Raw genomic sequence first — 24,162 nt, forward strand, 5'->3', positions numbered from 1 at the left:
GTTGTCACCCCGCGCTCAGCGGAAGCCCCTTCTTCTCCATGTCGCGCAAGGTCCTGCGTTGTGTCTCCGGGAGGACGTCACGCAGGTTCCCTTGTCCGGCAACGGCCCTGCCCATGCCATCGGCGAGGTGCTGCATCATCTGCGTCGTCGTCGGCGCCCACTTCCACTCGGTGTCAACGCCTGCATTGGCCGCCCCGAAGACCTGGCTGATCGTCTGCCCGCCGTAGTACTCGCTCGGCGCGTGGAGCTCGGCGAGATGTGCGTTGTCCTTGAGCGCGGGCCATCCGAAGCCACCGGCCAGCAACAACGCGATGCTGCGCGGATCGGTGTTGAGCCACACCGCGAACCGCATCGCTTCCTCGGGGTACGCGGTTCCGCGCACCACCGCTGTGCTCGACCCACCGAGGTTCGACGCGACGAAGGGGCCGCTGTCGTTCCATTGCGGCATCGGTGCGACAGCCCATTTCCCGGCGCCGTTGGGGACACCGCCCCGCAGTACGCCGTCCGCCCAGTGTGCGCCGACCCACGAGACGGTCCTGCCGTCCTGGAGGTCCTTGTACCAACCACTGCCGCTGTCCGGGATGGTCTTCACCAGATCGCGCCGCACCAGCCGCTGCCAGTAGTCCGCGACCCGCCGCGTCGGCTCGTTGTCGATGTCCACCGACCACCGCTGGTCCTTCGTGCCGAACCACCGCGCACCGGCCTGCCAGGCCAACGCGGCCATGAACTGCCCGTTGTTGGGCGGAAAAGTGCCGAGGTGAGCGTCGCGCGAGCGCACCTGCTCCGCCGCCTCCTCGTACTCCGCCCACGTTCGCGGTGGCACGATGCCCCACTTGTCGAACAGGTCCTTGCGGTAGTACAGCGCCACCGGGCCGGACGCCTGCGGGATCGCGTAGACGCCACCGCCGTAGCTGCCCTGCTGCCAGATCCAGTCCACAAAGGACGAGCGGTAGCGGTCGCCGCCGTGCTGCGTCAGCTCCTCAAGGCCGCCGTACATCATCATCGCGGGCAGCTCGGAGAACTCCGCCTGCATCAGATCCGGTTGCTGCCCGGCTTCCAAGGAGGCGTAGAACTTCGCGTACCCGCCACTGCGTGCCGCCGGAATTCGGACCAGGTCAACTCGCACATCAGGGTTCTCGGAGTTCCACAGCGCCACAGGCTTCTCGATGCCGGGCACCCACGCCCAGAACGACAACCGCGCGGGACCGGGGCCTCGGAGGCGGCGTGGATGCGGGCCGGACTCCGAACACCCGGTGAGGAGCCCGGCCGCGCCGAGGGCGAGTGCGCCGCGCAACGCTGAGCGACGCGACAACGCGGTCATCCCACGCTCCCGACCCCGAAGGTGTGGAACACGATCCGCTCGTAGGTCCCGGTCACCCCGGTCTCGTAGAGCAGCCCGACCTTGTCGTCCTTGAGCTGCACGAGATCCGAGTAGGCCGCCTTCGAAGTGGAGATCTCCACGGACTTCGGCCAGGTCTTCCCGCCGTCCTTGCTCGCCCGCACGGTCATCTTCTGCCGCGCGGTGGGATCACCCGGAGCGGAGAACAGCAGTGGTCCATTGTGGACTTGCAGTGTGCTGCCCTGGACGACTGGAGCAACGAGCGCGGGCACCGGCTGGAAAGGCGCGGTGAAGCTCCGCCCGCCGTCCGTGCTGTACGTCGCCGCGCGAGTCCCGTCCGATGTGCCGTTCTGGTCACGCGTGTTGACGTACACACGGCCGTCCGGCAGCTCGGCCGCCGTGCTCTCGTTGCCGTTCACCACGCCGTCGGCGTTGATGTCCTTCGCGCCGATGTGCCAGTTCCGTCCACCGTCGTCGCTGTACACCAGGTGAGCGTCGTAGTACTTCGCCTCGGTCCCGTTGTCGGAGCTGCCGCTCGGCGGGGCGGATGAGTGGTTGGCCGCGACGACCATACGTCCGCTTCGCAGGCTGATCGCGTGGCCTGGACCGGTTGCGTACCAACGCCAATCGGCCTGCTTGGTCTGTGGGGTGATGTCGCGGGCCTTGCTCCACGTCCGGCCGTTGTCGTCGCTGTGCTGCACGAAGACCCGACGGCTGTCCTCGGGCTTCACCGTGCCCTTGCGGATGTCCGACTCGTGCGCGGTGCCCGCGTTGTGCGTGCTCAGCAGCACGATCCGCCCGGTGCGCCGATCGACAACCGGGGCGGGGTTGCCGAAGGTGTTGGGTCCGTTGTCCCCGACCACCTGCACCTTGCCCCAGGTCTTGCCGCCGTTGGTCGAGCGCTTCATGACCAGGTCGATGTCACCTGTGTCGCTCGCACTGGCCCTGCGTGCCTCGGCGAAGGCGAGCAGGGCTCCGTCGCGTGCCTTGACGATCGCCGGGATGCGGAAGGTGTGGTAGCCCTCCGTGCCGGACTGGAAGACGGTCGTCTCAGTCGGGGCAGCGGCGTACGCGGGCACTGTGGACAGTCCTAACAGGACGATGGTGAGCAGGGCGCGCTTCACGGGTCACTCCTCTGCGTTGGGGAGCAGGGCGGCTTCCACGAGGTATCCGCGCACGGCGGCGCGTTCGCTGTCGTTGAGCTGGATCATCGGGAGGTTGGTGGTGCCGTTGTCGATCACGCCGAGCGCGACCAGCGCCTCCTTGAACGCGCCGATCGCCGACGAGTAGCCGCCCATCCGCGATCGGTCGCCGACGGCTGCGAGCCGGAACAGCCGCCGCAGCCGGTCCTGCTCGCGCTGCGCGAGGTCCCACTCGCCGCGCCGGGCGGCGTTGTAGAGCCGGACGTAGCCGTGCGGATCGACGTTGCCGATGCCGGGGACCAGGCCGCTCGCGCCGCAGCGCAGGCTCACGTCCGCCAGCGTCTCCGAACCGCTGAACACCGGGAAACCGGTGCCGCGCACCAGGTCCAGCACCGCGTGCAGGCCGTTGAGGTCGCCGCTGCTGTCCTTGAGCCCGTCCAGCACACGGTCCGAGGCGAGCTCGGCGACGACCTCGGCGGGCAGCTTGCTGTGCACCGAGCTGGGGATGTCGTAGCCGACCAGCGGCAGGTCGACGGCGGACCGGATGGCGCGGAAGTGCCCGCCGAACTCGGTCGGGTCCGTCGGCACGTAGAACGGCGCGGTGGCCACGAGCACGTCGGCCCCGTGCGCCTTCGCCGCCCGCGCCTGCTCGACCACCCTCGGCGTGGCCGTGTCGATCACCCCGGCCAGCACCGGGACCTGCCCGGCCGCCGCGCCCGCGACGATCTCCAGGGTGCGGGCGCGGGCCGAGTCGGTCAGGTAGCCGACCTCGCCGGTGGAGCCGGTGACGAACAACCCGTGCACGCCCGCGTCGAGCAGGTGGTGCACCAGGCGCTCAAGGGAAGCGGCGTCCACCTCCCGTTCCGGGGTCAGCGGTGTGCACAGTGGAGGGATGACGCCCGAGTTCGGCAGAGCTGTCATGGCTGGGTGTTCTCCGTTTCCGTGCGAAGCTCCGGTGCCACCTGGTCGGCGGCCACCGTGCGGTCGACCACGAGGTCGCCGGAGTGGAACAGGCGTTGTACCCTCGCGGGCGCGTCCACCGCGACGAGCAGGATCACCACGAGCGTCAGCCCGAAGGTCAACCCGCCCAGCGCGGTCGCCAGCCCGGTCTGCTCGGCGATGGCGGCACCGAGCACCGGTGCCACCGCCCCGCCGAGCGAACCGACGTTGTAGGTGAAGCCGAGTCCGGCGGCGCGCTGCCGGGTGTCGAAGTACCCGGCGACGAACTTGGGCAGGATTCCGGAGATGCCCTGCGCGAGCGCCTGCTGGCAGAACAGCAGGATTCCCAGCAGCAGCAACTGGTTCCCGCCGAGTGCGAACACCGGGAGCACGAACAGCAGCGAGGCGAGCAGGGTGAGGCTGTACGCGCGCCGCGTGCCGAGCCAGTCACCGACGAACCCGGCGAGGCAGCAGCCGAACATGGTGCCGAAGCCCGCGAAGAACAACACGTCCGCGACCTGCGCGGGGGCGTAGCCCAGCTCGGTCTTGAGGTAGGTGGGCAGCAGCGCCTGGATCGGCCACGAGTACAGGAACGCGCAGAACACGACCACCATCAACGTGATCATCATGGGCGTGCGCTTCCCGGCGAACTGCGCGGCGAAGGTCACCAGCCCGGCAGCCGCGACCACGACGAGAGGCCAGAACAACGCGGCGGGGACCGATGTGAACAACCCGAACAGCGCCAGTCCCACCGCAACGGTGAGCGCGATGTTCGCAACGGCCCTCTTGCCCTGGTAGAGCACCTCGACGAAGGTGCGCTCGTCGCTGGTGGCGTTCTGGTGCTCCCAGTCGGCGGCCTCGGGCAGGCCGCGCCGCAGCCACAGCGCCAGCAGGATCGGCAGGATGCCGACCAGGAACAGCGCCCGCCAGCCGAGCTCCGGGACGATGAAGCGGTACGCCTGCGCCGCGACGACTCCGCCAAGGGAGAAGCCGGAGATCAGGAAGCCGCTGGCCCGGTTGCGCAACGCTCGCGGCCAGCTCTCGATCACGTAGGTGGCGCTGGCGCTGTACTCGCCGGCCATGCCGATGCCGACGACCAGCCGGGCCACGAACAGCGGCCAGTACCCCCACGCGAGGCCGCAGGCGAAGGTGCCGACGGAGTACAGCACGATGCTGAGCACCATGGCGTGCTTGCGGCCGTGCCGGTCGCCGATCGCGCCGAGCACCAGGCCGCCGAACCAGCGGGAGATGAACGCGGCGGACAACAGCGTCGCGGCGGTGACGGTGTCCAGCTCGAACTCCGCGGCGACCTCGGTCAGCACGAGGCCCATCAGCACGAAGTCGAACCCGTCGAGTGCGTAGCCGAGCCAGGCAGCGGCGAACGCCTTCCAGTCCTTGCGGGTCAGTTGGTGGTACCAGCGGGTCCGGGCCATAGAGCCTCCTTGCTCCACCCTGGCCAAACATCCAACGTAGGACGTAGGATGTCCAGGGAAGCTACGCGCCGGCCGAGCGGCTGGCAAGAGGGGCGGACGTGGTGGCGAGACCACAGCTGCAGGACCGAATCGTCGATCTCATCCTGGACCGGGGCCTGGCCCCGGGGGAGTCGATGCCGACCGAACCGGTGCTCATGGACGAGCTCGGCGCGAGCCGCAACTCCGTCCGCGAGGCGCTGCGTGCCTTGCACACCTTGGGAATCGTGGACATCCGGCACGGCTACGGCACGTTCGTCGGCGCCGCGCCGATCACCGCGTTCACCCCGGGGCTGCTGTTCCAGGCGCGTCAGTCGCTCGGCAAGGACGCCTCGGTGCTCGCGGACCTGGTGGAGATCCGCCGCATCCTGGAGACCGACCTGATCGGCAAGGTCGTCCCGCTGGCCGACGAGGACTTCCTCGCCGAGCTGGACGGGCTGACCGCGCGGATGGAGTCGGGCGAGAAGGACGCGGACGAACGCTTCCACCAGACGCTCTACCGCCCGGTGGGCAACGACTTCGCCTTGCAGCTGATCGCGCTGTTCTGGACGGTCTACCACCGCCTGGAAGCCGAGATCGAGCCGCCGGGCAAGGCGGCCGAGGAGATCGGCCACGGCCACGGCGAGATCGTCGCCGCGCTGCGCACCGGCGACCCCGCCGCCGCGCGGGCGGCCATGACCGAGCACTTCGCCGACATCGAGACCCGAGTGGCGACGCTGATGAGCAGGCTCGCCGAGAAGGACTAGGTCGTAACACCACCTCACCACCCCCTGGCGCCCTCACCCGCACGCCCCGCTTTTCGCGTTTTGTCACCTTGATGCGAAATGGGAGCGCTCTTTTGCGCAAGAAGGTGACAAAACGCGAAAACCCCGACCACGCCAGCCGGCCCACGCGTGCACGGGGTGGTGGTGCCAGCTCGGGGGCTCGGGACGACTTGATGTGCAGGCTCGCCGAGAAGGAGAGACCGCGATGACGCTGGTTCCTTTACGTGCCTTGGTAGTTGCTCTGATCGTGGGTGCCGTCCCTGCGACAGCGGTCGCCGCGACACCCGAGTTCGACCAGCAGGTCCTGTACGCCAAGGGAACCGGCGGCTACAGCTGCTTCCGCATCCCCGCGATCGTCCGGGCGAAGGACGGCGGCCTGCTGGCCTTCGCCGAGGGCCGCGTGAAGGACTGCGGCGACGACGGCGACATCGACCTCGTGGTGCGCCGCTCCACCGACGGCGGCGCGACCTGGGGGCCGGTCAAGCTCGTCGCGAACATGGGCGCCGACACCATCGGCAACCCCGCGCCGATCGTCGACCGCGACACCGGGCGCATCGTGTTGCTCAGCACGCACAACCCGGGCGACAACGACAACAAGCGCACGCCCTACGTCCAGTACAGCAACGACAACGGCGTCACGTGGACGACTCCGCGCGACATCGCGGCCCAGGCCACGCGTCCGGAGTGGGACTACTGGTACGCAACGGGTCCGTCGCACGGGATCCAGCTCCGCAGCGGCCGCATGGTGGTCGGTGGGAACCACGAGGGCCGGGACGGTGTGCTCCAGGGCGGGCACCTGCTGCTCAGTGACGACGGCGGCATGACGTGGCGCATCGGCGCGGTGGACGACCGCACCACGAAGACCGTGAAGCCGCAGGAGATGAGCCCGATCGAGCTGTCCGACGGCCGCGTCCTGGTGGCAGCTCGGGACCAGGACGGCACCGATCCGGGGCACCGTGCCTTTGCGACTTCTTCCGATGGGGGAACGACTTTCGACCGTCCATTCGCGACAGATCCGCGTCTGGTGGCGCCGGTGATCCAGGGCGCGACGATCCGGCTGGGGCCCAGGCTGCTCTTCTCGGCTCCGGCGCACGCCGCGTCCCGCGAGGTGATGACGGTGCGGTCCAGCCGGAACGACGGCAGGACCTGGGACACGTGGAAGCAGGGCAAGGTCATCCACTGGGGACCCGCCGCGTACTCCGACATGGTGGCCCTGGGCGCCGGTCGCACCGGCCTGCTCTACGAAGGCGGAACCACCAGCGCCTACGAGTCGATCCGCTTCGCCCGCTTCACGGAGGAGTACCTGGCGAAACCCAACGGGACCCCGCCGGGCATTCCCGGCCCGCCCGCTCCCGGCCCGACGACACCGGACCGCTCGGCCCCGTTCGACCGCGCCTACGTGCGCGGCGGCGCGACCACTGTGGACGGACACTTCGACAAGGCACTCAGCTTCGACGGAACGGGGTACGTCGAGATCCCGTACTCCTCCGCTGTGGACCTGGACGCCTCGGACTTCACGGTCGCCGCGTGGTTCCGTTACGGCTCACCTTCGGGTGCGCGGACGATCTTGTGGGCCTACCGCCAGGGCGAGGGCCCGACTCCTGGCCTGTGGCTGCGCGCCGAGCCGGATGACAGACGTCTCCGCGCGTTCCTGGGCGCCGAACAGGGCACGGTCACGATCTCCTCGGCGAACCCGTACAACGACGAGCAGTGGCATCACGTTGTCCTGCAACGTGTCTCCGGCAAGTTCGTCATGCGCGTCGACGGCGCGGAAGTGGCGTCGGCGGACGCCCCGGCGGGCTCGGTGACAGCGGGCAAGGAGTTCGGCGTTAGCGGTGTCCACATCGGACAGCGCCTGGACGGCACCCAGCGCTTCCGCGGCGAGATCGACGAGGTGCGCGTCTACCGCCGTGCCCTCTCGGCGCACGAGCTCAACCGCCTCCGCACCTCCAACGAGTCCCTTCCCCGCAACCTGGAACTCCACCTCCCCCTCGACTCCGTCTCCCGCTAGAAGCCATTCGCGGGCTTATGGACCTCTGAGCGCGCTCGCGAAGGTCCATAAGCCCGCGAATGGCGCGTCAGGAGACGACGCGGTCGAGGACGGTGCGGAGGGCCTTGCGGTTCACGGCCGTGGGGTCCTCCGCCAGCCAGGCGCCCAGCTCCTGGACGAAGGTCTCGGGGGTCATGGGCGGGGCGGGGATCTTGGGCGGCTCGCCGGTGCTGACCGTGCCCGTGCGGCTCGGGTAGATCAGGACCGCGCCGCGGACCTGCACGCCGGGCATCAGCTTGCGGAAGGCCGCGACCGCCTGGGGGAGCCGCACCGCTCCGCCGCGGAACGGGTTGCCGTTGCGCCACAGCTCGCCGTCGTCGTCGGCCTCGTAGTGGCCCGGCAGCCACAGCTTCGACTCGATCAGCACCAGGCGCCGCCCGCACAGCACCGCGTGGTCGACGTCGGCGAAGACCGATCCGGGCAGCGACAGGCCGTGGAAGATCCGCGCGCCGGGCAGGCGGGTCAGGTAGTCGCCGAGCAGCTCGGCGGTGCGGCGCTCGGCGACCTGGTCCCGCTCGGTTCCGGGCTTGCCGAAGACCTGGTGGCCGCCGACCTGCGCGGCGAACTCGCGGTCAGCCCGGCCGGACGCCACGTAGCGGCGGGCCAGCCGGAGCATCGCCATCGTGGCTCCCAGCACCGTCACCAGCCACAACGTCAGCAGCAGCGGCGAAAGGTCCACCACGAGCACCGGCGCGAGCAGCAGCACGCAGCCGCTGACCGCCGACACTGCGGGCGCGTGGCCGGGACTGGTCACCGGCAGGTAGCGGACCCTGGCCGCGGGATCGACCTCGTCCCACCACGGGATGTCCTCGGGGTCGAGCAGGGAGGCCGGGGGCTCGAAGTCCGGGTCGGTGCCGAAGTCGCGCTTGCGCGCCGGGCGCGGCCGGGTCCTGGTGGCGGTTCCCCCGCCCGCCGGGCTCGCCACGGCGACGCCGCCCCGGTCGTAGCTCGCGCGCTGCACCGGATCACCGAGGACCTCGTACGCCTCGCGCAGAAGCCGGAACGTGCCCGCGGTGCCCCCGGCGTCGGGATGCATGACCTTCGCCAGTGAGCGGTACGCGGTCTTGATCTCCGAAGCCGAGGCGGTCCTGGAGACGCCGAGCAGCTCGTAGTAGTCGACCAAGCCCAACTTGTGCCTACCTCCTGTGCTCGCGTGAACACCCTATGTGGTCGCTCTCGGTGATGATCACCCCGTCCGGGTGCTCCGCCAACCAGGCCCTCTCCTCGCGCCCCACTACTTTCCGCACCCACCCCCGCGTCGCCCAACCGGCGCCATTCGCGGGCTTATGGACGCCTCGACTTCTGTAAAAGGGGCCATAAGCCCGCGAATGGCGCAACTTCGTCCCGCCTGGTGCTGCGGGGCTGTTCGTGGGCGTTGCCTCGCCATTCGCCTGCTCGTCGCGGTGTCTGGGGAGGTTGTCGATCGCTCTGGGTAAGCGAAGGCGTGGTCTCGCCGGAGGGCTTCCGGTGAGTGGAAGGCGGGGTGTGGGCGGCGGGAGGAGGTGGGGAAGGTGTGGGGAACGGGAGGAGGGCGGATGCGGACTCAGGTCGCTGTTGTGGGGGCCGGCCCCGCCGGGCTGCTGTTGGCGCACCTGCTGCGGTTGGAGGGCGTCGACGCCGTCGTGCTGGAGTCGCGGCAGCGGGAGCACGTGCTCGGGCGGATCCGGGCCGGGGTGCTCGAACACGGGACGGTGGAGCTGCTGCGCGAGGCCGGGCTCGGTGATCGGCTCGACCGGGTCGGGCTTGAGCACCACGGCTTCTCGCTGCGGTTCGACCGGGCCGACCACCGGGTGCCGCTCACCGAGCTGACCGGGCGGTCGATCACCGTCTACGGGCAGCAGGAGGTGGTGCGGGACCTGGTCGAGGCCGCCGAGAGCGAACCGTGCTTCGGGGTCTCCGACGTGGTGCTGCACGACGTCACCAGTGACCGGCCGAGCGTGGGGTTCACCGATGCCGACGGGCGCGAGCACGTCCTGCGGTGCGATGTGATCGCCGGGTGCGACGGCTTCCGGGGGGTGAGCCGGTCCGCGATACCCGCGAGCGAGCTGACCTGCCTCGAACGCGTCTTCCCCTTCGCGTGGCTGGGAATCCTGGCGAAGACCGCGCCAGCGCACCACGAGTTGATCTACGCCCATCACGAGCGCGGGTTCGCGTTGCACAGCATGCGGTCGGCGGAGCTGACCCGGCTCTACCTCCAGGTCGGCCCCGATGAGCGGATGGAGGACTGGTCCGACGAGCGGGTGTGGGACGAGCTGGCGCTGCGGCTCGAGGTGGACGGTGACTTCGAGCTCGTGCCAGGGCCGTTGGTGGACAAGGGAATCACCATGATGCGGGCGTTCGTCGCCGAGCCGATGCGCTACGGCAGGCTGTTCCTCGCCGGAGATGCCGCGCACATCGTGCCGCCCACCGGCGCGAAGGGGCTGAACCTCGCCGTCGCCGACGTGCGGCTGCTGTCCAGGGCGCTCACCGCGTGGCTGCTGCACGGCCGTGAGGGAGACGCTCTGTCCTATTCGGACACCAGGTTGCGCGGGGTCTGGCGCGCGGAGCGGTTCTCCTCGGAGATGACCGCCATGCTGCATCGCTCGGCCGATCCGTTCGAACGGCGGTTGAGCCTGGCGCGGCTGCGGTCCGTCGCGTCGTCGACCGCCGCGGCGACCGCTCTCGCCCAGGACTACGTCGGCGCTTCGGAGGACGCGTGAACCCGATCACCGGATACCGCAGGGACCCGGAGGGGACCCACCCGCTGCTGGACTCGCCGGACTACGGCTCCACGCGGCTGCGCCATCCCGACGAGCGCCTCGTGCTGCTGCCGCACGGGTTGACCGAGATCACCGGCCCGCTGCTGGGGCCCGGACGGGTCACCGGCGCGGACAGCGACCTGACTCTCGGGCACGCCGGAGAGCCGGTGGGGCAACGGATTCTGGTGCACGGCAGGGTGCTCGACGGCGACGGCCGTGGTGTGCCCGACGCGTTGGTGGAGATCTGGCAGGCCAACGCCGCCGGACGTTACCGGCACACCGGCGACCGGTGGCCGGCGCCGCTGGACCCGAACTTCGGCGGCGTTGGCCGCGCGCTGACCGACGCCGACGGCCGCTACCGGTTCGTCACCATCAAGCCCGGCGCGTACCCGTGGCGCAACCACCACAACGCGTGGCGCCCCGCGCACATCCACTTCTCGGTCTTCGGCCGGGCGTTCGCGCAGCGGCTTGTGACACAGATGTACTTCCCTGACGACCCGCTGATCCCGCATGACCCGATCATCAACTCCGTTCCGGACGAACGCGCCCGCAAGCTGATGATCGCCCGCTTCGACTTCTCCGCGACGCAGCCGCACTGGGCGCTGGCCTTCGAGTTCGACATCGTGCTGCGCGGCAGGGACAAGACTCCGGAGCACCGATGAGCACACCTTCGCAGACCGTCGGCCCGTTCCTCCACATCGGACTCCCCTGGCCGGACGGTGAGTTCGTCGTACCGGAGGGGACACCGGGCGCGGTGTGGGTTCGCGGCACTCTCACCGACGGGGAGGGAAACCCCGTTCCCGACGGGCTGGTGGAGACTTGGCAGGCTGATCCCGACGGCCGGTTCGACCATCCGGACGACCCTCGCGGTGCCGTTGCGGGCTTCCGAGGATTCGGTCGCAGCCCGACCACTGTGGACGGACAATTCGGAGTCCTGACGCTGTTGCCTGGAGCGCTCCCCGGCGCGGCTCCGCACATCGACGTGTCAGTCTTCGCGCGTGGCCTCCTGCACCGCGTGGTGACCAGGATCTACTTTCCGCACAATGACAACATGGCCGACCCGGTGTTCGCCTCCGTTCCCGTGGAGAGAAGACAGACGTTGCTCGCCGAGCCCGCAAAGGACGGGTATCGCTTCGACATCCGCCTTCAAGGTGAAGGAGAGACGGTGTTCTTCGATGTCTGAACCGGGTCTGTTCGATGGCGTGCTCGCGGCGGGCAGGGTGCGCGAGGTGGTCTCGGACGCCGCGTGGATTCAGGCGATGCTGGACTTCGAGTCTTCGCTCGCCGCGGCCCTCGCCGATGTCGGGCTGATCGACCGGGCACACGCCGATCACATCGCTGGGCACTGCCGGGCCGAGTTCTACGATCCCGCCGAGCTCGCACGGGGGTCGGTGGGCGCGGGCAACCCGGCTGCTCCGCTCGTGCGCGCGCTGAGCGACCGCGTCGGCGGGGGACACGTGCACCAGGGGGCGACGAGCCAGGATGTCCTGGACACCGCCGCGATGATCATCGCCGCGAACAGTGTGGACGTGATGCTCGCCGATGTCCGCGTCGCGGCCGAGTGCGCGGCCAGGCTCGCCGAGGAGCACATCGACACCGTCCAACCCGGCAGAACTCTTCTCCAGCAAGCACTTCCGGTCACCTTTGGGGCCACCGCCGCGGGCTGGCTGGTCGGCCTCGTCGAAGCGGCTGATCGCGTAGCAGGGCTCCGCCCGGCCGTCCAGCTCGGCGGCGCGAGCGGGACCCTGGCCGCACTCGGCGACAAGGGACCTGAGGTCGTCGCGGCACTGGCGCACAGGCTCAACCTCGCCGAACCCGTCGTGCCCTGGCACACCATGCGCTTCCGAGTCGCCGAAATCGCGGCTGCGCTCGGCGCAATGTGCGGAGTGCTCGGCACCATCGCCCGCGACATAACACTGCTCGCGCAGACCGAGATCGGGGAAGTCAGCGAAGTGGGGCCGACCGGCACGGGAAGCTCATCCACCATGCCGCACAAACGAAATCCCATCGCAGCGGTCGCCACGCTTGGCTGTGCGACCCAGGCTCCTGGATTGGTGGCGACGTTGTTGCAGGCCGGAGTTCAGGAGCACCAGCGCGCTGCCGGCGCGTGGCACTCCGAGTGGCGTCCACTCGTAGACCTGTTGCGCACCAGTGGTTCTGCGGCGTACTGGTTGCGCACGAGCCTCGAACGCCTGGGTGTCCACCCGGAACGGATGCGCGCGAACCTCCTCGGCAGTGGCACGTTGACCGAACGCGTGACGACCGAGCTCACGCCTTTGGTCGGTAGACAGCAAGCGCACGACGCCGTCACCGCGTGCTGTGCCAAGGCGGGTGACCTCGTCGAAGCCCTTGCCGGAGACCCAGTGGTGGGGGCGCACCTGAGCCGGGAGCGGCTGCGAGAGCTTCTGAATCCGGCCGAGTACCTAGGCAGTTCCAGGGAGTTCGTCCAGCGGGCGTTGAGGAGGGCACGACAGTGAAGGTGCACAGTCTGAGCGAAGGGCCGGAGAACGGCCCGGTCGTGGTGCTCAGCGGCGCTCTCGGCAGTGATCTGCGCATGTGGGACGAGCAGGTGCCCGCACTGGTCGAGGCCGGGTACCGGGTGATCCGTTACGACCACCGCGGGCACGGTGGCTCGGCCGCGCCGCAAGGACCGTACTCGCTCGCCGAACTTGGCACGGACGTGTTGGAGCTCTTGGACGACAAGGGGATCCACCGCGTGCACTACGTCGGTCTCTCGCTCGGTGGCATGGTTGGCATGTGGTTGGCGGCCAACGCCCCGCAGCGCATCGAACGGCTCGTGCTGTGCTGCACCTCCATCGCGCCCGGCACCAAGGAGATGTGGGGGCAGCGCGCGGAGAAGGTGCGGGCCGGAGGGACGGCGGCTGTCGCGGACATGGCGCTCGCCCGCTGGTTCACCGAGGACTGCGGCGACATCGGCTACTGGCGGGAGATGCTCGCCGCCACCACGGCGGAAGGCTACGCTTCGTGCTGCACGGCCATCCAGCGGATGGACCTGGCCGACGAGCTGCCGAAGATCACCGCGTCGACCCTCGTCATCTCCGCCGAGCAGGACAAGGCCACGCCGCCCGAGGACGGACTTCGGATCACCACGAGCATCCCGGACTCGCGCCTCGCTGTCGTCCCCGGAGCCGCGCACATCGGGGTGGCGGAGCGGCCGGAGGAGTTCACCGCGCTGATCCTCGGCCACCTTCGCCCGGACAAACGCGTTGCTGGAGAAGAGGTTCGACGGGAAGTCCTCGGTGACGCGCACGTGGAATCCGCCCGGCCGACTCCGTTCACCGCACCGTTCCAGGAGTACATCACCGAAGCCGCCTGGGGGGCGGTGTGGACGCGCCCCGGATTGGACCGGCGTACGCGCAGCTGCATCACCCTGGCCGCGCTCACCGCGCTGCACTGCCACGAGGAGCTCGCTCTGCACGTGCGAGCAGCCATTCGCAACGGCCTTACCGCCGAGGAGATCGGTGAGGTCATCCTGCACACCGCCGTCTATGCCGGAGTTCCCGCCGCGAACTCCGCCTTCCAGGTGGCGCAACGTACCCTGCGTGAGAACGGAGTCATCGAATGAGCCTCCTCGGCGACAAGCGCTGGCACGGCAGAGTCTTCACCGGAACCTGGGAGCCGGGCGGGCGTGGTGACGCCTCGGTCGTCGAACCGGCCACCGGCACTGAGCTGGGTCGTGTCGGATTGACAGGGCCGGAGGACGTCGCGCGCGCGGCGGAGGTGGCCGCGCGGGCGCAGCGCGACTGGGCATCACTGTCCTTTGAGGACAGAGCTGCCGTGTTGCGCCGAGCGGGCGACCTGTGGCGCGAGCACTCGGACGAACTCAGCGGTTGGATCGAGCGCGAGTCGGGGTCGAAACCGGACAAGGCGGGATTCGAGCTGCACATCGCCGCTGCCGAGTGCTACGAGGCCGCCACGTTGCCTTCGCATCCGCTCGGCGAGGTGATTCCCAGTGGCAGCGCGCGGATCAGCATGACCAAGCGGTTTCCCGTCGGTGTCGTCGGAGTGATCGCGCCGTTCAACGCGCCGCTGATCCTGTCGATCCGCTCAGTGGCTCCCGCGCTCGCACTGGGCAACGCGGTCCTGCTCAAGCCGGATCCGCGCACGGCGGTGTGCGGAGGTGTCGCACTGGCCCGGATCTTCGAGGAAGCCGGACTGCCTGACGGGCTCCTGCACGTCCTGCCAGGCGACGCCGAGACCGGCGCGGCACTGGTGACCGACCCGAACGTGCGGATCATCTCCTTCACGGGTTCCACGGCAGCGGGCCGCGCGGTCGGCGAGCTCGCCGGACGGCACCTCAAGCGCGCCCACCTAGAGCTCGGAGGGAACTCCGCGCTGATCGTCCTCGCCGACGCCGACCTGGACGTGGCGGTGGGCGCGGGCGCTCATGGCTCCTTCTTCCACCAGGGGCAGATCTGCATGGCCGTCGGGCGCCACCTGGTGCACGAGTCGCTGTACGAGTCCTATGTGGACAGATTGGCCGATGTCGCGAAGAGCACCGACATCGGGCCGATCATCGACGCGGCACAACGAGACAGGATCCACGGGATCGTGACCGCCAGCGTCGCGGCTGGTGCTCGACTGGTCACCGGTGGCGACTACGAAGGGCTGTTCTACAACGCTACCGTGCTCGCCGACGCCGGTCCGGGGATTCCCGCCTACGATCAGGAAGTCTTCGGACCGGTCGCCACCGTGCTGCCGTTCACCACGGACGACGAAGCGGTGGAACTCGCCGCCGACAGCGAGTACGGGCTCTCGCTCGGGATCATGACCCGCGACGTCGTCGGCGGTCTCGCCCTGGCCGAACGGATTCCCACCGGTGTGGCGCACATCAACGACCAGACCATCAACGACGAGGCGCACGCGCCGTTCGGAGGAGTCCGTTGGTCCGGAACCGGAGCCCGTTTCGGTGGTGCCGCGGCCAATATCGACGCTTTTACTGAACAGCGTTGGATAACCGTGAGGAACTGACCGCTCATCCCGGCGAACCGGTCACTCGCCGACGATCCGGGAACCGCGCCGCGCGTCCGGGTTAGTCTCACCGCACCTGGGGCTGACGAGGTGGCCGGACGCAGCCTGGGGGTGGGTCCGGCCACCCCCTTCCTCACGGTTTGAGCAGTATCTTGACGGCGTTGTCCTGCTTGCGCTGGAACGCCTTGTACGCCTGGGGCGCCTGGTCCAGCGGCACCTGGTGCGTCGCGAAGCCCTCCACGCCGAGCGGGTCGCTGTCGGTGAGCAGCGGCATGACGTCCCCGACCCAGCGCCTCACGTTGGCCTGCCCCATCCGCACCTGGACCTGCTTGTCGAACAACGTCCGCATCGGCAGTGGATCGGCCATCCCGCCGTAGACCCCGGCGATCGAGATCGTGCCGCCCCTGCGGACGAGCTCGATCGCCAGCCTCAGCGCGTGGAGCCGGTCCACCCCGGCTCCACGCATCAGCGGCCGGCTCACCGCGTCAGGCAGCCACCCGGTCGCCTGCTGGGCGAGCTTCGCCCCGGGGGAGCCGTGCGCCTCCATCCCCACCGCGTCGATCACCGCGTCCGGCCCGCGCCCCGCCGTCGCGTCCCGGATCACCTCCACCAGGTCGTCCCGGTGTTCCCGGAGGTCATAGGCCTCAACGCCGTTGCGCCGCGCCCGCGCTAGCCGTTCGGGCACCAGGTCGACGCCGAACACCCGGCCCGCGCCGCGCCGCAGCGCGATCCGGGTGCACATGTCGCCGATCGGCCCGAGACCCAGCACCGCGAGGGTCCCGCCCTTCGGCACCGCCGCGTACTCCACCGCCTGCCACGCGGTCGGCAGCACGTCGGAGAGGTAGACGAAGCGCTCGTCCGGCGGCCCCTCCGGCACCTTGATCGGCAGCGTGTCGCCGAAGGGAACCCTCATGTACTCGGCCTGCCCGCCGGGGACCTGGCCGTAGAGCTCGGTGTAGCCGAACAACGCCGCGCCCGTGCCCTGGTCGCGCACCTGCGTCGTCTCGCACTGCGAGTGCAGCCCCTGCCCGCACATGAAGCAGGTGCCGCAGGAGACGGTGAAGGGCACCACGACCCGGTCACCTTCCTTGAGCTCGCTGACCTCGCGCCCCACCTCGGCGACGATGCCCATGGGCTCGTGGCCGAGGATGTCCCCTTCCGCCATGAACGGCCCCAGCACCTCGTAGAGGTGCAGGTCCGAGCCGCAGATACCGGTGGTGGTGATCCGCACGATCACGTCTGTCGGCTCGCGGATCTCCGGGTCGGCGACGGTGTCGACCCGGACGTCGCGTCTTCCGTGCCACGTCACTGCTTTCATGGCAGCCGGATACCACTGCGCTTGTTGGGCAAACACCCTCAGCAGGGCACCGGCCCGTACTCCCGGTACCGCGCGTTCCACTCCTCGGCCAAACCCGGTCCGGAGATCCGGCCGCAGATCGCCCGCACCGCGTCCTCGGCGCTGGTCCGCCACAGGATCACCCGGTGGTCCCCGCTGGCGCTGGCCAGCAGCTTGCCGTCCGGGCTGAACCGGATCTCGTTGGTGCGGCTGTTGTGCCGGTCCAGCACGGCGACCAGCGACAGGTCCTCGGTGCGCCACAAGCGGATCGCGGGATCGGCCGCCCCCGTGGCGAGCATCGCCCCGTCCGGGCTGAACGCCAGCCCGCGCGGTGGTGAGGCGGTGCGGATGGACGGCTGCGCCCGTCCGGTCGCGGTGTCCCACAAGGTGATCGTCTTGTCCGCCGCGCTCGCCGCGATCCGGCTGCCGTCCGGGCTGAACACCACGGAGTTGACGAACGCGCGATCGCGCGGGGTACCGAACTCGCGAACCAGGAGCCCGGTGTCCGCGTTGACCAGCCGCACGACCCCGCGCGCGTCGCCGTAGGCGAACAAGGGGGCGTTCGGAGCGAAGACGAGTCCGGCCGGGTCCTCCTCGGTCTCGAAGACCCGGACGGCCCCGGTCATCGGAGTCCACACCTGGACGCTGGGTTTTCCTGTCGGCTGTGGGCCTGTCGTCGTCGGCAGCGGCATGTGCGCGGCCACCGCGACCCGTTTCCCGTCGGGGCTGAACCGCACGGCGATCGGTCGCCGGTCGGGGATGTTGAGGCGGTCCAGCTCGGTGCGCGATGCGGTGTCCCACACCCGGACCGTGCCGTCGCTGAAGCTGGTCACCACGCGGGAGCCGTCCGGGCTGAACTCCACGCACTGCGGGAAAACACCTTGTGGCAGGGGAATCCCGCCGAGCTGCATGCGATCGCGCACGTCCCAGAACCGCACGGTGGTGTCGCCGGTGCTCGCGAGCAGCTGGCCGTTGGGGTGGAAGGCCACGCAGATCGCGGCGGAGGTGTGCCCGTACAGCCCGGTGTTGCGGTAGTTGTAGAGCACCGCCTCGCCGCGCTCGCCGACCGCGACCATCATCCGCCCTGGCCCGGCCGCGGCGACGCCGAAGATCGCGCCGGTGTGCATGCCGTCGATGATGCTGTCCTCGTAGGTCGAGGTGTCGATCAGCCGCACCTGCGTGCCGACCCCGGCGACCACCGACCCGCCGTCGGGCAGGTAGGCGACCGAGGACGTCGGCCCTGCGCTCGACACGTCCACCGTGAAGACGTTGTTCCCGGTGCTGGTGCTCCAGAACCGGATCGAACCGTCCAGCGACGCGGTCACCATCCGGCTGCCGTCGGGGCTGAACGCGACCGCGCCGATGGACGCCTTGTGGCCTGAGAGCGTGAACAACGTCTTCCTGGCGGCCACATCCCACAGCCGGAGCCCGCCTGTGTGGTCGGCGGTGGCCAGCAGCCGTCCGTTCGGACTGAACTCGATGGCGGAGAGAAACCCGGTGTGCCCGGCGAGAACCCCGAGCTCGGAACCGTCGACTGTGCTGCGCAGGTGCACGGCCTTGTCGGACTCGCCGATCGCGGCGACCGGGTCCCGTGGGTGGTGCGCGACCGTCAGAGCACTGGTGGGCACGGTGAGCAGCCGCTTGCCCGCGACGACGTCCCACACCTGCATCCCCTTGCCGAGGGTGCCGGTGACCGCGACGAGCCGCTTGCCGTCCGGGCTGAACGCGACGTCACCGACAGCGGTGTCGCTGACCATGAGCTTGTGCCGGATCTCGCGGGTTCTGGTGTCCCACAACATCACCACGCCGTCACTGCCCGCGGTGGCCGCGGTGCCGCCGTCCGCTGTCAGTGCGACCTCGCCGAGCAAGCTGTTGTGCCCGATCAGCTTGCCGACGGTCGAGTTCAGTTCCTGCCCGATCACCGCACCGCGCGCCTCGATGGTCTGTTCGGTTCGCCACGCTGCCAGCGCGTGCAGCTGCGCGCTCCGCTGGTCGGTGCTGAACACGCCGGTGGAGTCCGCCGCGAGCTGTCGGGACAGGGCTTCCCGTGCCTGCTGCCGCGAGGCCGAAGCCTCCCGCAACGCGAGCCCTACACCGGTGACAGCGGCGACGAGCATGACCACGAGCGCGGCCACCGCGAGCCTTCGCGCGCGCAGCCGCCGTCGTTCCGCGCGCGAGGCCTCCGTGAGGAACTCATCCTCCACAGTGGACTTCGGTGCTGGTGCCGCCTGAAGCCGGGCACCCCGCCACAGCGCGTCAGGGGAGCGGCCCTCGGTGTGCCAGGACCTCGCCGCTGCGGCTAGCTGCCTTTGCCGGACCAGGGTTTCCCGGTCCTCGTTGAGCCAGTCCCGCAACCGGGGCCAGTTCGACAGCAGCGCCTCATGGCTGAGCTCCACCGTGTGCTCGTCCATGGTGACCAGCCGTTGACCCGCGAGCTCGGCGAGCACTTCCTCCGCATGCGCACGCCCGTCGGTGGGCAGCAGCTCCTCGCGGGAAAGCCTGCGGCGCACGGCATCCGCGTCCTCGGGCACCGCCACGAGCGCGGTCAGCAGCGCGCGGGCCAGCTTCTGCCGCTCGGGATCCCACGAGCTGTACAGGTCTTCGGCAGCCTGCGCGATGGCTCCGCCGATGCCGCCACTGCGCCGGTAACCGTCGACGGTGAGCGTGGTGCCCTCGCGCAACCGCCAGGTCGCCAGGAGCGCGTATCCCAGCTGCGGCAACGCTCCCGGCGGATATGCCTTGGGCAGGTCGTCGCCGTCCGTCCGTCGCGCGGCCCCGAGGTCGCTGATCAGCAGCTCGACCAGTCCTGGTTCGACGGTCAACCCGGCGGCGAGCGCGGGAAGCTCGACGCAGTCGGCCAGCTCGGCCCGCGTCATCGCCCCGACCAGCACGGGGCTGTCGGCGACCCAGCGTGCCAGCTCGGAGTGCTCGGTGAACCGGCCGGTGAAGTCCGCCCGCGCGGCCAGCACGGCGAGCGCGACCGGCACGGCCTCCTCACTCGCCGAGGTCAGGACATCAAGCGCGGCAAGGAACTGCCGCCTCGTCGCGGGTGAGTCGCATTGCGTGAACAGCTCCTCGGCCTGGTCGACGACGAGCAGCAGCCGTTGGCGCTCACCCAGCAGAACCGAACGAGCTTGCGCGGCAACGGCTTCAGGGGCCTCCGCCAGCTGGGTGCGGAGGTCGGGGGTCGGCGTGCCGAGCAGATCGGTCAGCTGCTCCGCGAGCGCCAGCACCGGATCGGCGCCGGGCACGACGAACCGCACCGGCCACCCGCGCGCGTGCGGCAACCGCAGCTCGTCGCGCAACACCGCTCCGGTCAGCCCGGCGCGCACCAACGACGACTTCCCACTGCCGGACGGCCCGAGCACCACGAGCACTCCGCCGGACACCGCCCGCGCCGCGAGCTGTCCGACGAGCACCGACGTCAGTCGTGCGCGCCCGAAGAACCACCGCACGTCCTGTGCCTGGAACGCGGCCAGCCCTCGGTAAGGGCACTCGGAGTCACCAGGCGGCTCAGGCGAGTCCTGGTCGGGGCGCCGCTGGTCCAGCCCGGAGAGCACGTCGGCCCGCAGCGCGGTGATCTGGAAGAGCGCTTGCTCGGCAAGGGAGATCTGCCGCCGGTGGTCGGCCAGCTGGTCGCCGATCATCCGCTGGATGTCCAGTGTGGTGTCCGCCGTGCTGGCCAGGATCCACCGGAACTCGGCGAAGTCGGTGCCCAGCGTGAGCAGACCGGCGGCGAGCTCCCCGCGCACGTCCTTCGAGCTGCTCTCCAACGCGACCCGCACGCCCTGGATGTCGCCGAGCAGACCGGAGATCTCCCCGCGTAGCCCGGCGGCGTCGGCCCCGGAGCCGGTGAGCCGCGCGGTCAGCTCCTCGACGAGCACGGCCCGCATCTCGTCCTCGGTCACCGGCTTCCCGCGCCCGCGCAGCTTGCCCGCCGCGCTCACCATGACGTCGGCGAGGTAGTTCCCGCCCATGCCGCCGAGGAGCTGCACCGCTGCGGTGGCGAAAGCCCCGGTGGTCACGCCGAGCAGCGAGATCGCGACCGGCGCGACGGCGGAAGCAGCGAGGAAGGCCAGGATGGCGGGCGGCCCGGCGTACCGCAGCGTGCCGACCGCGACCTTCTTCACGGCGGAGCCCAAACCTCGCCGCATCCGCTGCGGGGCGCTACCGTCGATCTCCGTCACAGCGACCTCCGTGGGCCTGGGCCTGTGAAGGTAATCAGCGCACGCGCCAGCGGTCCGTGGCGTAAAGGTTGATCACACAGGCAACACCCTGATGCGCATCCGTGACCTGCGTCGGCGTTGTAACACCGTTGGTCCAGCCGTCCCGGCCAAGTTCCATCGGCACGCTGGCAACCGTGGTCGATGGAACCCCGTTTCGTGCTCACAGCGGGGTTTTGGGAGCGCTCTCTTTCCCGCTATGAGTGCGAACCGGTGGCTTTCCGCTCCGCCGAGTGGACGCGGACTGGGCCGGACCGCGCACCCGGTGCGCCGATCAGCGGAAGGCGGAGTGACCGGTGAGGGCCTGGCCGAGGCCCAGGGCGTGGACCTCCTCGGTGCCCTCGTAGGTCGCCACCGTCTCCAGGTTCAGCAGATGGCGGAGCACCGGGTAGTCCAGGGTGATGCCGTTCGCGCCGTGGACCGACCGCGCCGCGCTCGCCACCCGCTGCGCCGCCCGCACGTTGCCGAGCTTGCCGAGGCTGATGTGGCTGTGGTGGCAGGCGCCCGCCTCCTTGAGGCGCCCGATCCGCAACGCGGTCATGCCCGCGTGGTTCACGTCCAGCACCATGTCGGCCAGTTTGCGTTGTGTCAGCTGGAAAGCGCCGATCGGGCGGCCGAACTGCTCGCGGGTCTTCGCGTAGTCCAGCGCCGCGAGGAAGCAGGACCTGGCCGCCCCCACCACGCCCCACACGATGCCGAAGCGGGCCTCGTTGAGGCAGGAGAGCGGAGCGCCCAGCCCCTGTGCGCCGGGCAGCCGCGCCGATGCGGGGAGACGGACGCCGGACAGGCTCAGCTCCGCGGTGATCGAAGCGCGCAGCGAGAGCTTGCGGGGCACCACGGTCGCGGTGAAGCCGGGGGAGTCCGTCGGCACCGCGAAGCCCCGGATGCCCTCGTCGGTGCGGGCCCAGATCACCGCGACGTCGGCGACCGAGCCGTTGGTGATCCACATCTTGGTCCCGTCGAGCACCCAGTCCGCTCCGTCGCGCCGCGCCCGGGTGCGCAGGGAACCGGGATCGCTTCCGGAGTCCGGTTCCGTGAGGCCGAAGCAACCGAGCACCTCGCCCGCCGCCATTCCCGGCAGCCACTGCTGCTTCTGCTCTTCCGAGCCGAACCGGTGGATCGCGCCCATCGCCAACGAACCCTGCACGGAGACGAAGGAGCGGACACCGGAGTCGATCGCTTCGAGCTCTCGGCACGCGAGGCCGTACGAGACGTCACCGGCGTCCGCGCAGCCGTAGCCGCTGAGGTGCATGCCGAACACGCCGAGCTCGCCGAACTCCTTTGCCAGGCCGCGGGGATCGGGAATCGTGCCCGCGTCGAACCAGTCCGCGACGTGCGGGGCCAGCCGCCTCGTGGCGAACGCGCGCACGGTCGTGGCGATGTCCCGCTCCGCGTCGTCCAGCTGGCCGTCGAGGTCGAGGAAGTCCTGTGGGTCGGGGGTGCTCATGCGTTCTCCTGGGTGCCAATCAGACCGGCTTCGGACAGGGCGGCGATGCGCGAGGAGGGGACACCGAGCTCGGTCAGGACCTCCACGCTGTGCTCGCCGAGCAGCGGCGGCGGTAGACCGACGGACTGCCCGGTCACCGAGAAACCCGCTCGTACGAGGTCGAGTGGTCCGGCCGTCGGGTGCAGCACGGTCACTGTCGCCGGATCACCCGCGCGAGCCGCCGCGGCCAGAGCGTCCCGAACACCACGGATCTCGCCAACAGGCACCCCGTGCGCCATCAGGACGTCCACCCAGTGCGAAGAATCCCTTGTGGACAGTCGTGCCTGGATGACAGGGACGAGGCTGGCGCGGTTCGCGACCCGGTCGGGGTTGGTGGCGTAGCGCGGGTCTGTCGCCAGTCCCGGCAGGTCGAGGGCCGTGCACAGCGCGCGGAAGAGAACGTCGTTGCCCGCTGCCACCATGATCTGGCCGTCAGCGGTGTGAAAGGCCTGGTAGGGGACGATGCTGGGGTGGGCGTTGCCGTGGCGCACCGGGTCCTCGCCGGAGACGATCGCGGTCTGCGCCAGGTTGACCATGCCGGACAGCGCCGAGTCCAGCAACGACACCTCGACGTGATCGCCTTGGCCGGTCGCGGTTCTGCGGTACAGCGCGCCGAGGACGCCGACCGCCGCGTTCAGCGCGGCGAGGACGTCGGTGACCGCCACGCCGACCTTCGTCGGTTCCTCGCCGGTCATCGCCATCAGGCCGCTCTCCGCCTGGATCACCGCGTCGAAGCCCGGCCGGTCCACCGGTTCGCGCCGCGCGCCGAAACCGCTGACCGAGCAGTAGACCAGTGCGGGGTTGGCCGCCCGCAGCTCCGCCGCGCCGAGGCCGAGGCGGTCGGCGACGCCGGGACGGAAGTTCTGCACCACCACGTCCGATCGCAGGCACAGCTCGCGGGTCAGCGCCAGCGTCTCCGGGTCCTTCATGTCGATGGCGAGGCTTCGCTTACCCCGGTTCAACGCGAGGTAGTACGCGGCCTCGCCACCGGCGTGCGGCGGGCCCCATGAGCGCGTCTCGTCGCCGACTCCCGGCTGCTCGATCTTGACGACCTCGGCGCCCATGTCCGCCAGCAGCATCGTCGCGTACGGCCCGGCGAGCACCCGCGACAGGTCGGCGACCCTGATCCCGGAGAGCGGTCCTGGTGCGCGCATGCCCCCATGGTGACCCGCGCGCCGCAATGGTTTGCATCCGACCCGCGTTCACGAGCTCCGCGACGGTCCGTGGCCGTCCCATTACGCAGAAGTGCTATGCGAAATTTCCACAACGGTCTGACCAGCGGAAATAGCGTGGTTAGCGCACCGTGTCTGTATTCGGCGGCCGGGGAATGCCATGATGGATCCGCTTCGCGGGACGTTTTTCCCCGCCCCTCGCGCCACGTGTGCATGCAGCGCGGCGCCGCTCGGAAATGACCGAAGATGTCCCGGGTCCCCTCCCCGGCCGGGACGAGAGAAGGTGCCGCATGACCTGGGCAAGACACGCCAGCCCCGTTGTTGAGCACGGCCGCATCGCCGAGGCGCGCGCGGTCGAGAAGGTCCACTGCGAGATCCAGAACGGCAGAGCCGCCCGCACGGTCGCCGTGCACGCCTCCGACGCCGAGGACTGCCGTCAGCTGCTGGAGATGCTCGGTCTCGTCGCTGACGAGGGGAAGCGTTCCCTGTAGGGAAGAGCGAGCGACTGCGCC

At 70.0% G+C, this 24,162-nt stretch carries 18 protein-coding genes; 9 read left to right on the plus strand and 9 right to left on the minus strand.

Translation table 11 applies throughout. From position 1 onward, the window contains the following. Positions 1-4 precede the first annotated feature (4 nt). From ACFFQA_RS02540 to ACFFQA_RS02555, 4 genes are read right to left on the minus strand one after another with little or no spacing between them, the layout of a single operon-like run. The gene (locus ACFFQA_RS02540; RefSeq protein ID WP_377849914.1) at positions 5-1,321 is read right to left on the minus strand and encodes an ABC transporter substrate-binding protein; all 1,317 of its coding nucleotides are present in this window, start codon (positions 1,319-1,321) and stop codon (positions 5-7) included. Further along, positions 1,318-2,463 (minus strand): sialidase family protein, encoded by a 1,146-nt coding sequence (locus tag ACFFQA_RS02545; protein ID WP_377849915.1) that lies wholly within the window; start codon positions 2,461-2,463, stop codon positions 1,318-1,320. Before ACFFQA_RS02545 ends, ACFFQA_RS02540 begins: the two co-directional genes overlap by 4 nt. A 3-nt stretch (positions 2,464-2,466) precedes the next feature. Next, positions 2,467-3,402 (minus strand): dihydrodipicolinate synthase family protein, encoded by a 936-nt coding sequence (locus ACFFQA_RS02550; protein WP_377849916.1) that lies wholly within the window; start codon positions 3,400-3,402, stop codon positions 2,467-2,469. Then, positions 3,399-4,853, minus strand: a complete 1,455-nt coding sequence (locus ACFFQA_RS02555; RefSeq protein WP_377849917.1) for an MFS transporter — start codon at positions 4,851-4,853, stop codon at positions 3,399-3,401. The genes ACFFQA_RS02550 and ACFFQA_RS02555 overlap by 4 nt, the downstream gene beginning before the upstream one ends. 101 nt (positions 4,854-4,954) lie before the next feature. Here ACFFQA_RS02555 and ACFFQA_RS02560 point away from each other — a divergent pair, with 101 nt between their 5' ends. Both ACFFQA_RS02560 and ACFFQA_RS02565 read left to right on the plus strand, forming a co-directional pair. Next, positions 4,955-5,635: a FadR/GntR family transcriptional regulator gene (locus ACFFQA_RS02560; protein ID WP_377849918.1), complete on the plus strand. Its 681-nt coding sequence runs from the start codon at positions 4,955-4,957 to the stop codon at positions 5,633-5,635. A gap of 223 nt (positions 5,636-5,858) precedes the next feature. Next, positions 5,859-7,664 (plus strand): exo-alpha-sialidase, encoded by a 1,806-nt coding sequence (locus ACFFQA_RS02565; RefSeq protein WP_377849919.1) that lies wholly within the window; start codon positions 5,859-5,861, stop codon positions 7,662-7,664. A 67-nt stretch (positions 7,665-7,731) separates the two neighbouring features. Here ACFFQA_RS02565 and ACFFQA_RS02570 read toward each other — a convergent pair whose 3' ends face one another. After that, entirely contained in the window at positions 7,732-8,832 is a 1,101-nt protein-coding gene (locus tag ACFFQA_RS02570) for a J domain-containing protein (RefSeq protein WP_377849920.1), read from the minus strand. Positions 8,833-9,238: 406 nt separating this feature from the next. On the opposite strand from ACFFQA_RS02570, the gene ACFFQA_RS02575 reads away from it, so the two are divergent. From ACFFQA_RS02575 to ACFFQA_RS02605, 6 genes are read left to right on the plus strand one after another with little or no spacing between them, the layout of a single operon-like run. After that, positions 9,239-10,402, plus strand: a complete 1,164-nt coding sequence (locus ACFFQA_RS02575; protein WP_377849921.1) for a 4-hydroxybenzoate 3-monooxygenase — start codon at positions 9,239-9,241, stop codon at positions 10,400-10,402. Continuing rightward, positions 10,399-11,103: a protocatechuate 3,4-dioxygenase subunit beta gene (gene pcaH, locus ACFFQA_RS02580; RefSeq protein ID WP_377849922.1), complete on the plus strand. Its 705-nt coding sequence runs from the start codon at positions 10,399-10,401 to the stop codon at positions 11,101-11,103. The genes ACFFQA_RS02575 and pcaH overlap by 4 nt, the downstream gene beginning before the upstream one ends. Then, entirely contained in the window at positions 11,100-11,624 is a 525-nt protein-coding gene (gene pcaG / locus ACFFQA_RS02585; RefSeq protein WP_377849923.1) for a protocatechuate 3,4-dioxygenase subunit alpha, read from the plus strand. Before pcaH ends, pcaG begins: the two co-directional genes overlap by 4 nt. Next, positions 11,617-12,918: a class-II fumarase/aspartase family protein gene (locus ACFFQA_RS02590; protein WP_377849925.1), complete on the plus strand. Its 1,302-nt coding sequence runs from the start codon at positions 11,617-11,619 to the stop codon at positions 12,916-12,918. The genes pcaG and ACFFQA_RS02590 overlap by 8 nt, the downstream gene beginning before the upstream one ends. A gap of 44 nt (positions 12,919-12,962) precedes the next feature. Further along, positions 12,963-14,027 (plus strand): bifunctional 3-oxoadipate enol-lactonase/4-carboxymuconolactone decarboxylase PcaDC, encoded by a 1,065-nt coding sequence (gene pcaDC / locus ACFFQA_RS38015; RefSeq protein ID WP_446681668.1) that lies wholly within the window; start codon positions 12,963-12,965, stop codon positions 14,025-14,027. Next, the gene (locus ACFFQA_RS02605; protein ID WP_377849927.1) at positions 14,024-15,433 is read left to right on the plus strand and encodes a benzaldehyde dehydrogenase; all 1,410 of its coding nucleotides are present in this window, start codon (positions 14,024-14,026) and stop codon (positions 15,431-15,433) included. Before pcaDC ends, ACFFQA_RS02605 begins: the two co-directional genes overlap by 4 nt. Positions 15,434-15,566: 133 nt before the next feature. Here ACFFQA_RS02605 and ACFFQA_RS02610 read toward each other — a convergent pair whose 3' ends face one another. From ACFFQA_RS02610 to ACFFQA_RS02625, 4 genes are all read right to left on the minus strand, one after another. Continuing rightward, a complete protein-coding gene (locus ACFFQA_RS02610) occupies positions 15,567-16,751 on the minus strand; it encodes a zinc-dependent alcohol dehydrogenase (RefSeq protein ID WP_377849928.1) in 1,185 nt (394 codons plus the stop codon). 38 nt (positions 16,752-16,789) lie between these two features. Then, entirely contained in the window at positions 16,790-20,956 is a 4,167-nt protein-coding gene (locus ACFFQA_RS02615; protein WP_377849929.1) for an nSTAND1 domain-containing NTPase, read from the minus strand. 310 nt (positions 20,957-21,266) lie between these two features. Beyond that, positions 21,267-22,439: an acyl-CoA dehydrogenase family protein gene (locus ACFFQA_RS02620; RefSeq protein WP_377849930.1), complete on the minus strand. Its 1,173-nt coding sequence runs from the start codon at positions 22,437-22,439 to the stop codon at positions 21,267-21,269. Next, on the minus strand, positions 22,436-23,632 hold the full coding sequence (locus ACFFQA_RS02625) for a CaiB/BaiF CoA transferase family protein (RefSeq protein ID WP_377849931.1): 1,197 nt from the start codon (positions 23,630-23,632) through the stop codon (positions 22,436-22,438). Before ACFFQA_RS02625 ends, ACFFQA_RS02620 begins: the two co-directional genes overlap by 4 nt. 308 nt (positions 23,633-23,940) lie before the next feature. On the opposite strand from ACFFQA_RS02625, the gene ACFFQA_RS02630 reads away from it, so the two are divergent. Continuing rightward, positions 23,941-24,141, plus strand: a complete 201-nt coding sequence (locus ACFFQA_RS02630) for a hypothetical protein (protein WP_377849932.1) — start codon at positions 23,941-23,943, stop codon at positions 24,139-24,141. Positions 24,142-24,162: the final 21 nt, after the last annotated feature.

Source organism: Allokutzneria oryzae (assembly GCF_042429765.1).
Taxonomy (GTDB): Bacteria; Actinomycetota; Actinomycetes; order Mycobacteriales; family Pseudonocardiaceae; genus Allokutzneria; species Allokutzneria oryzae.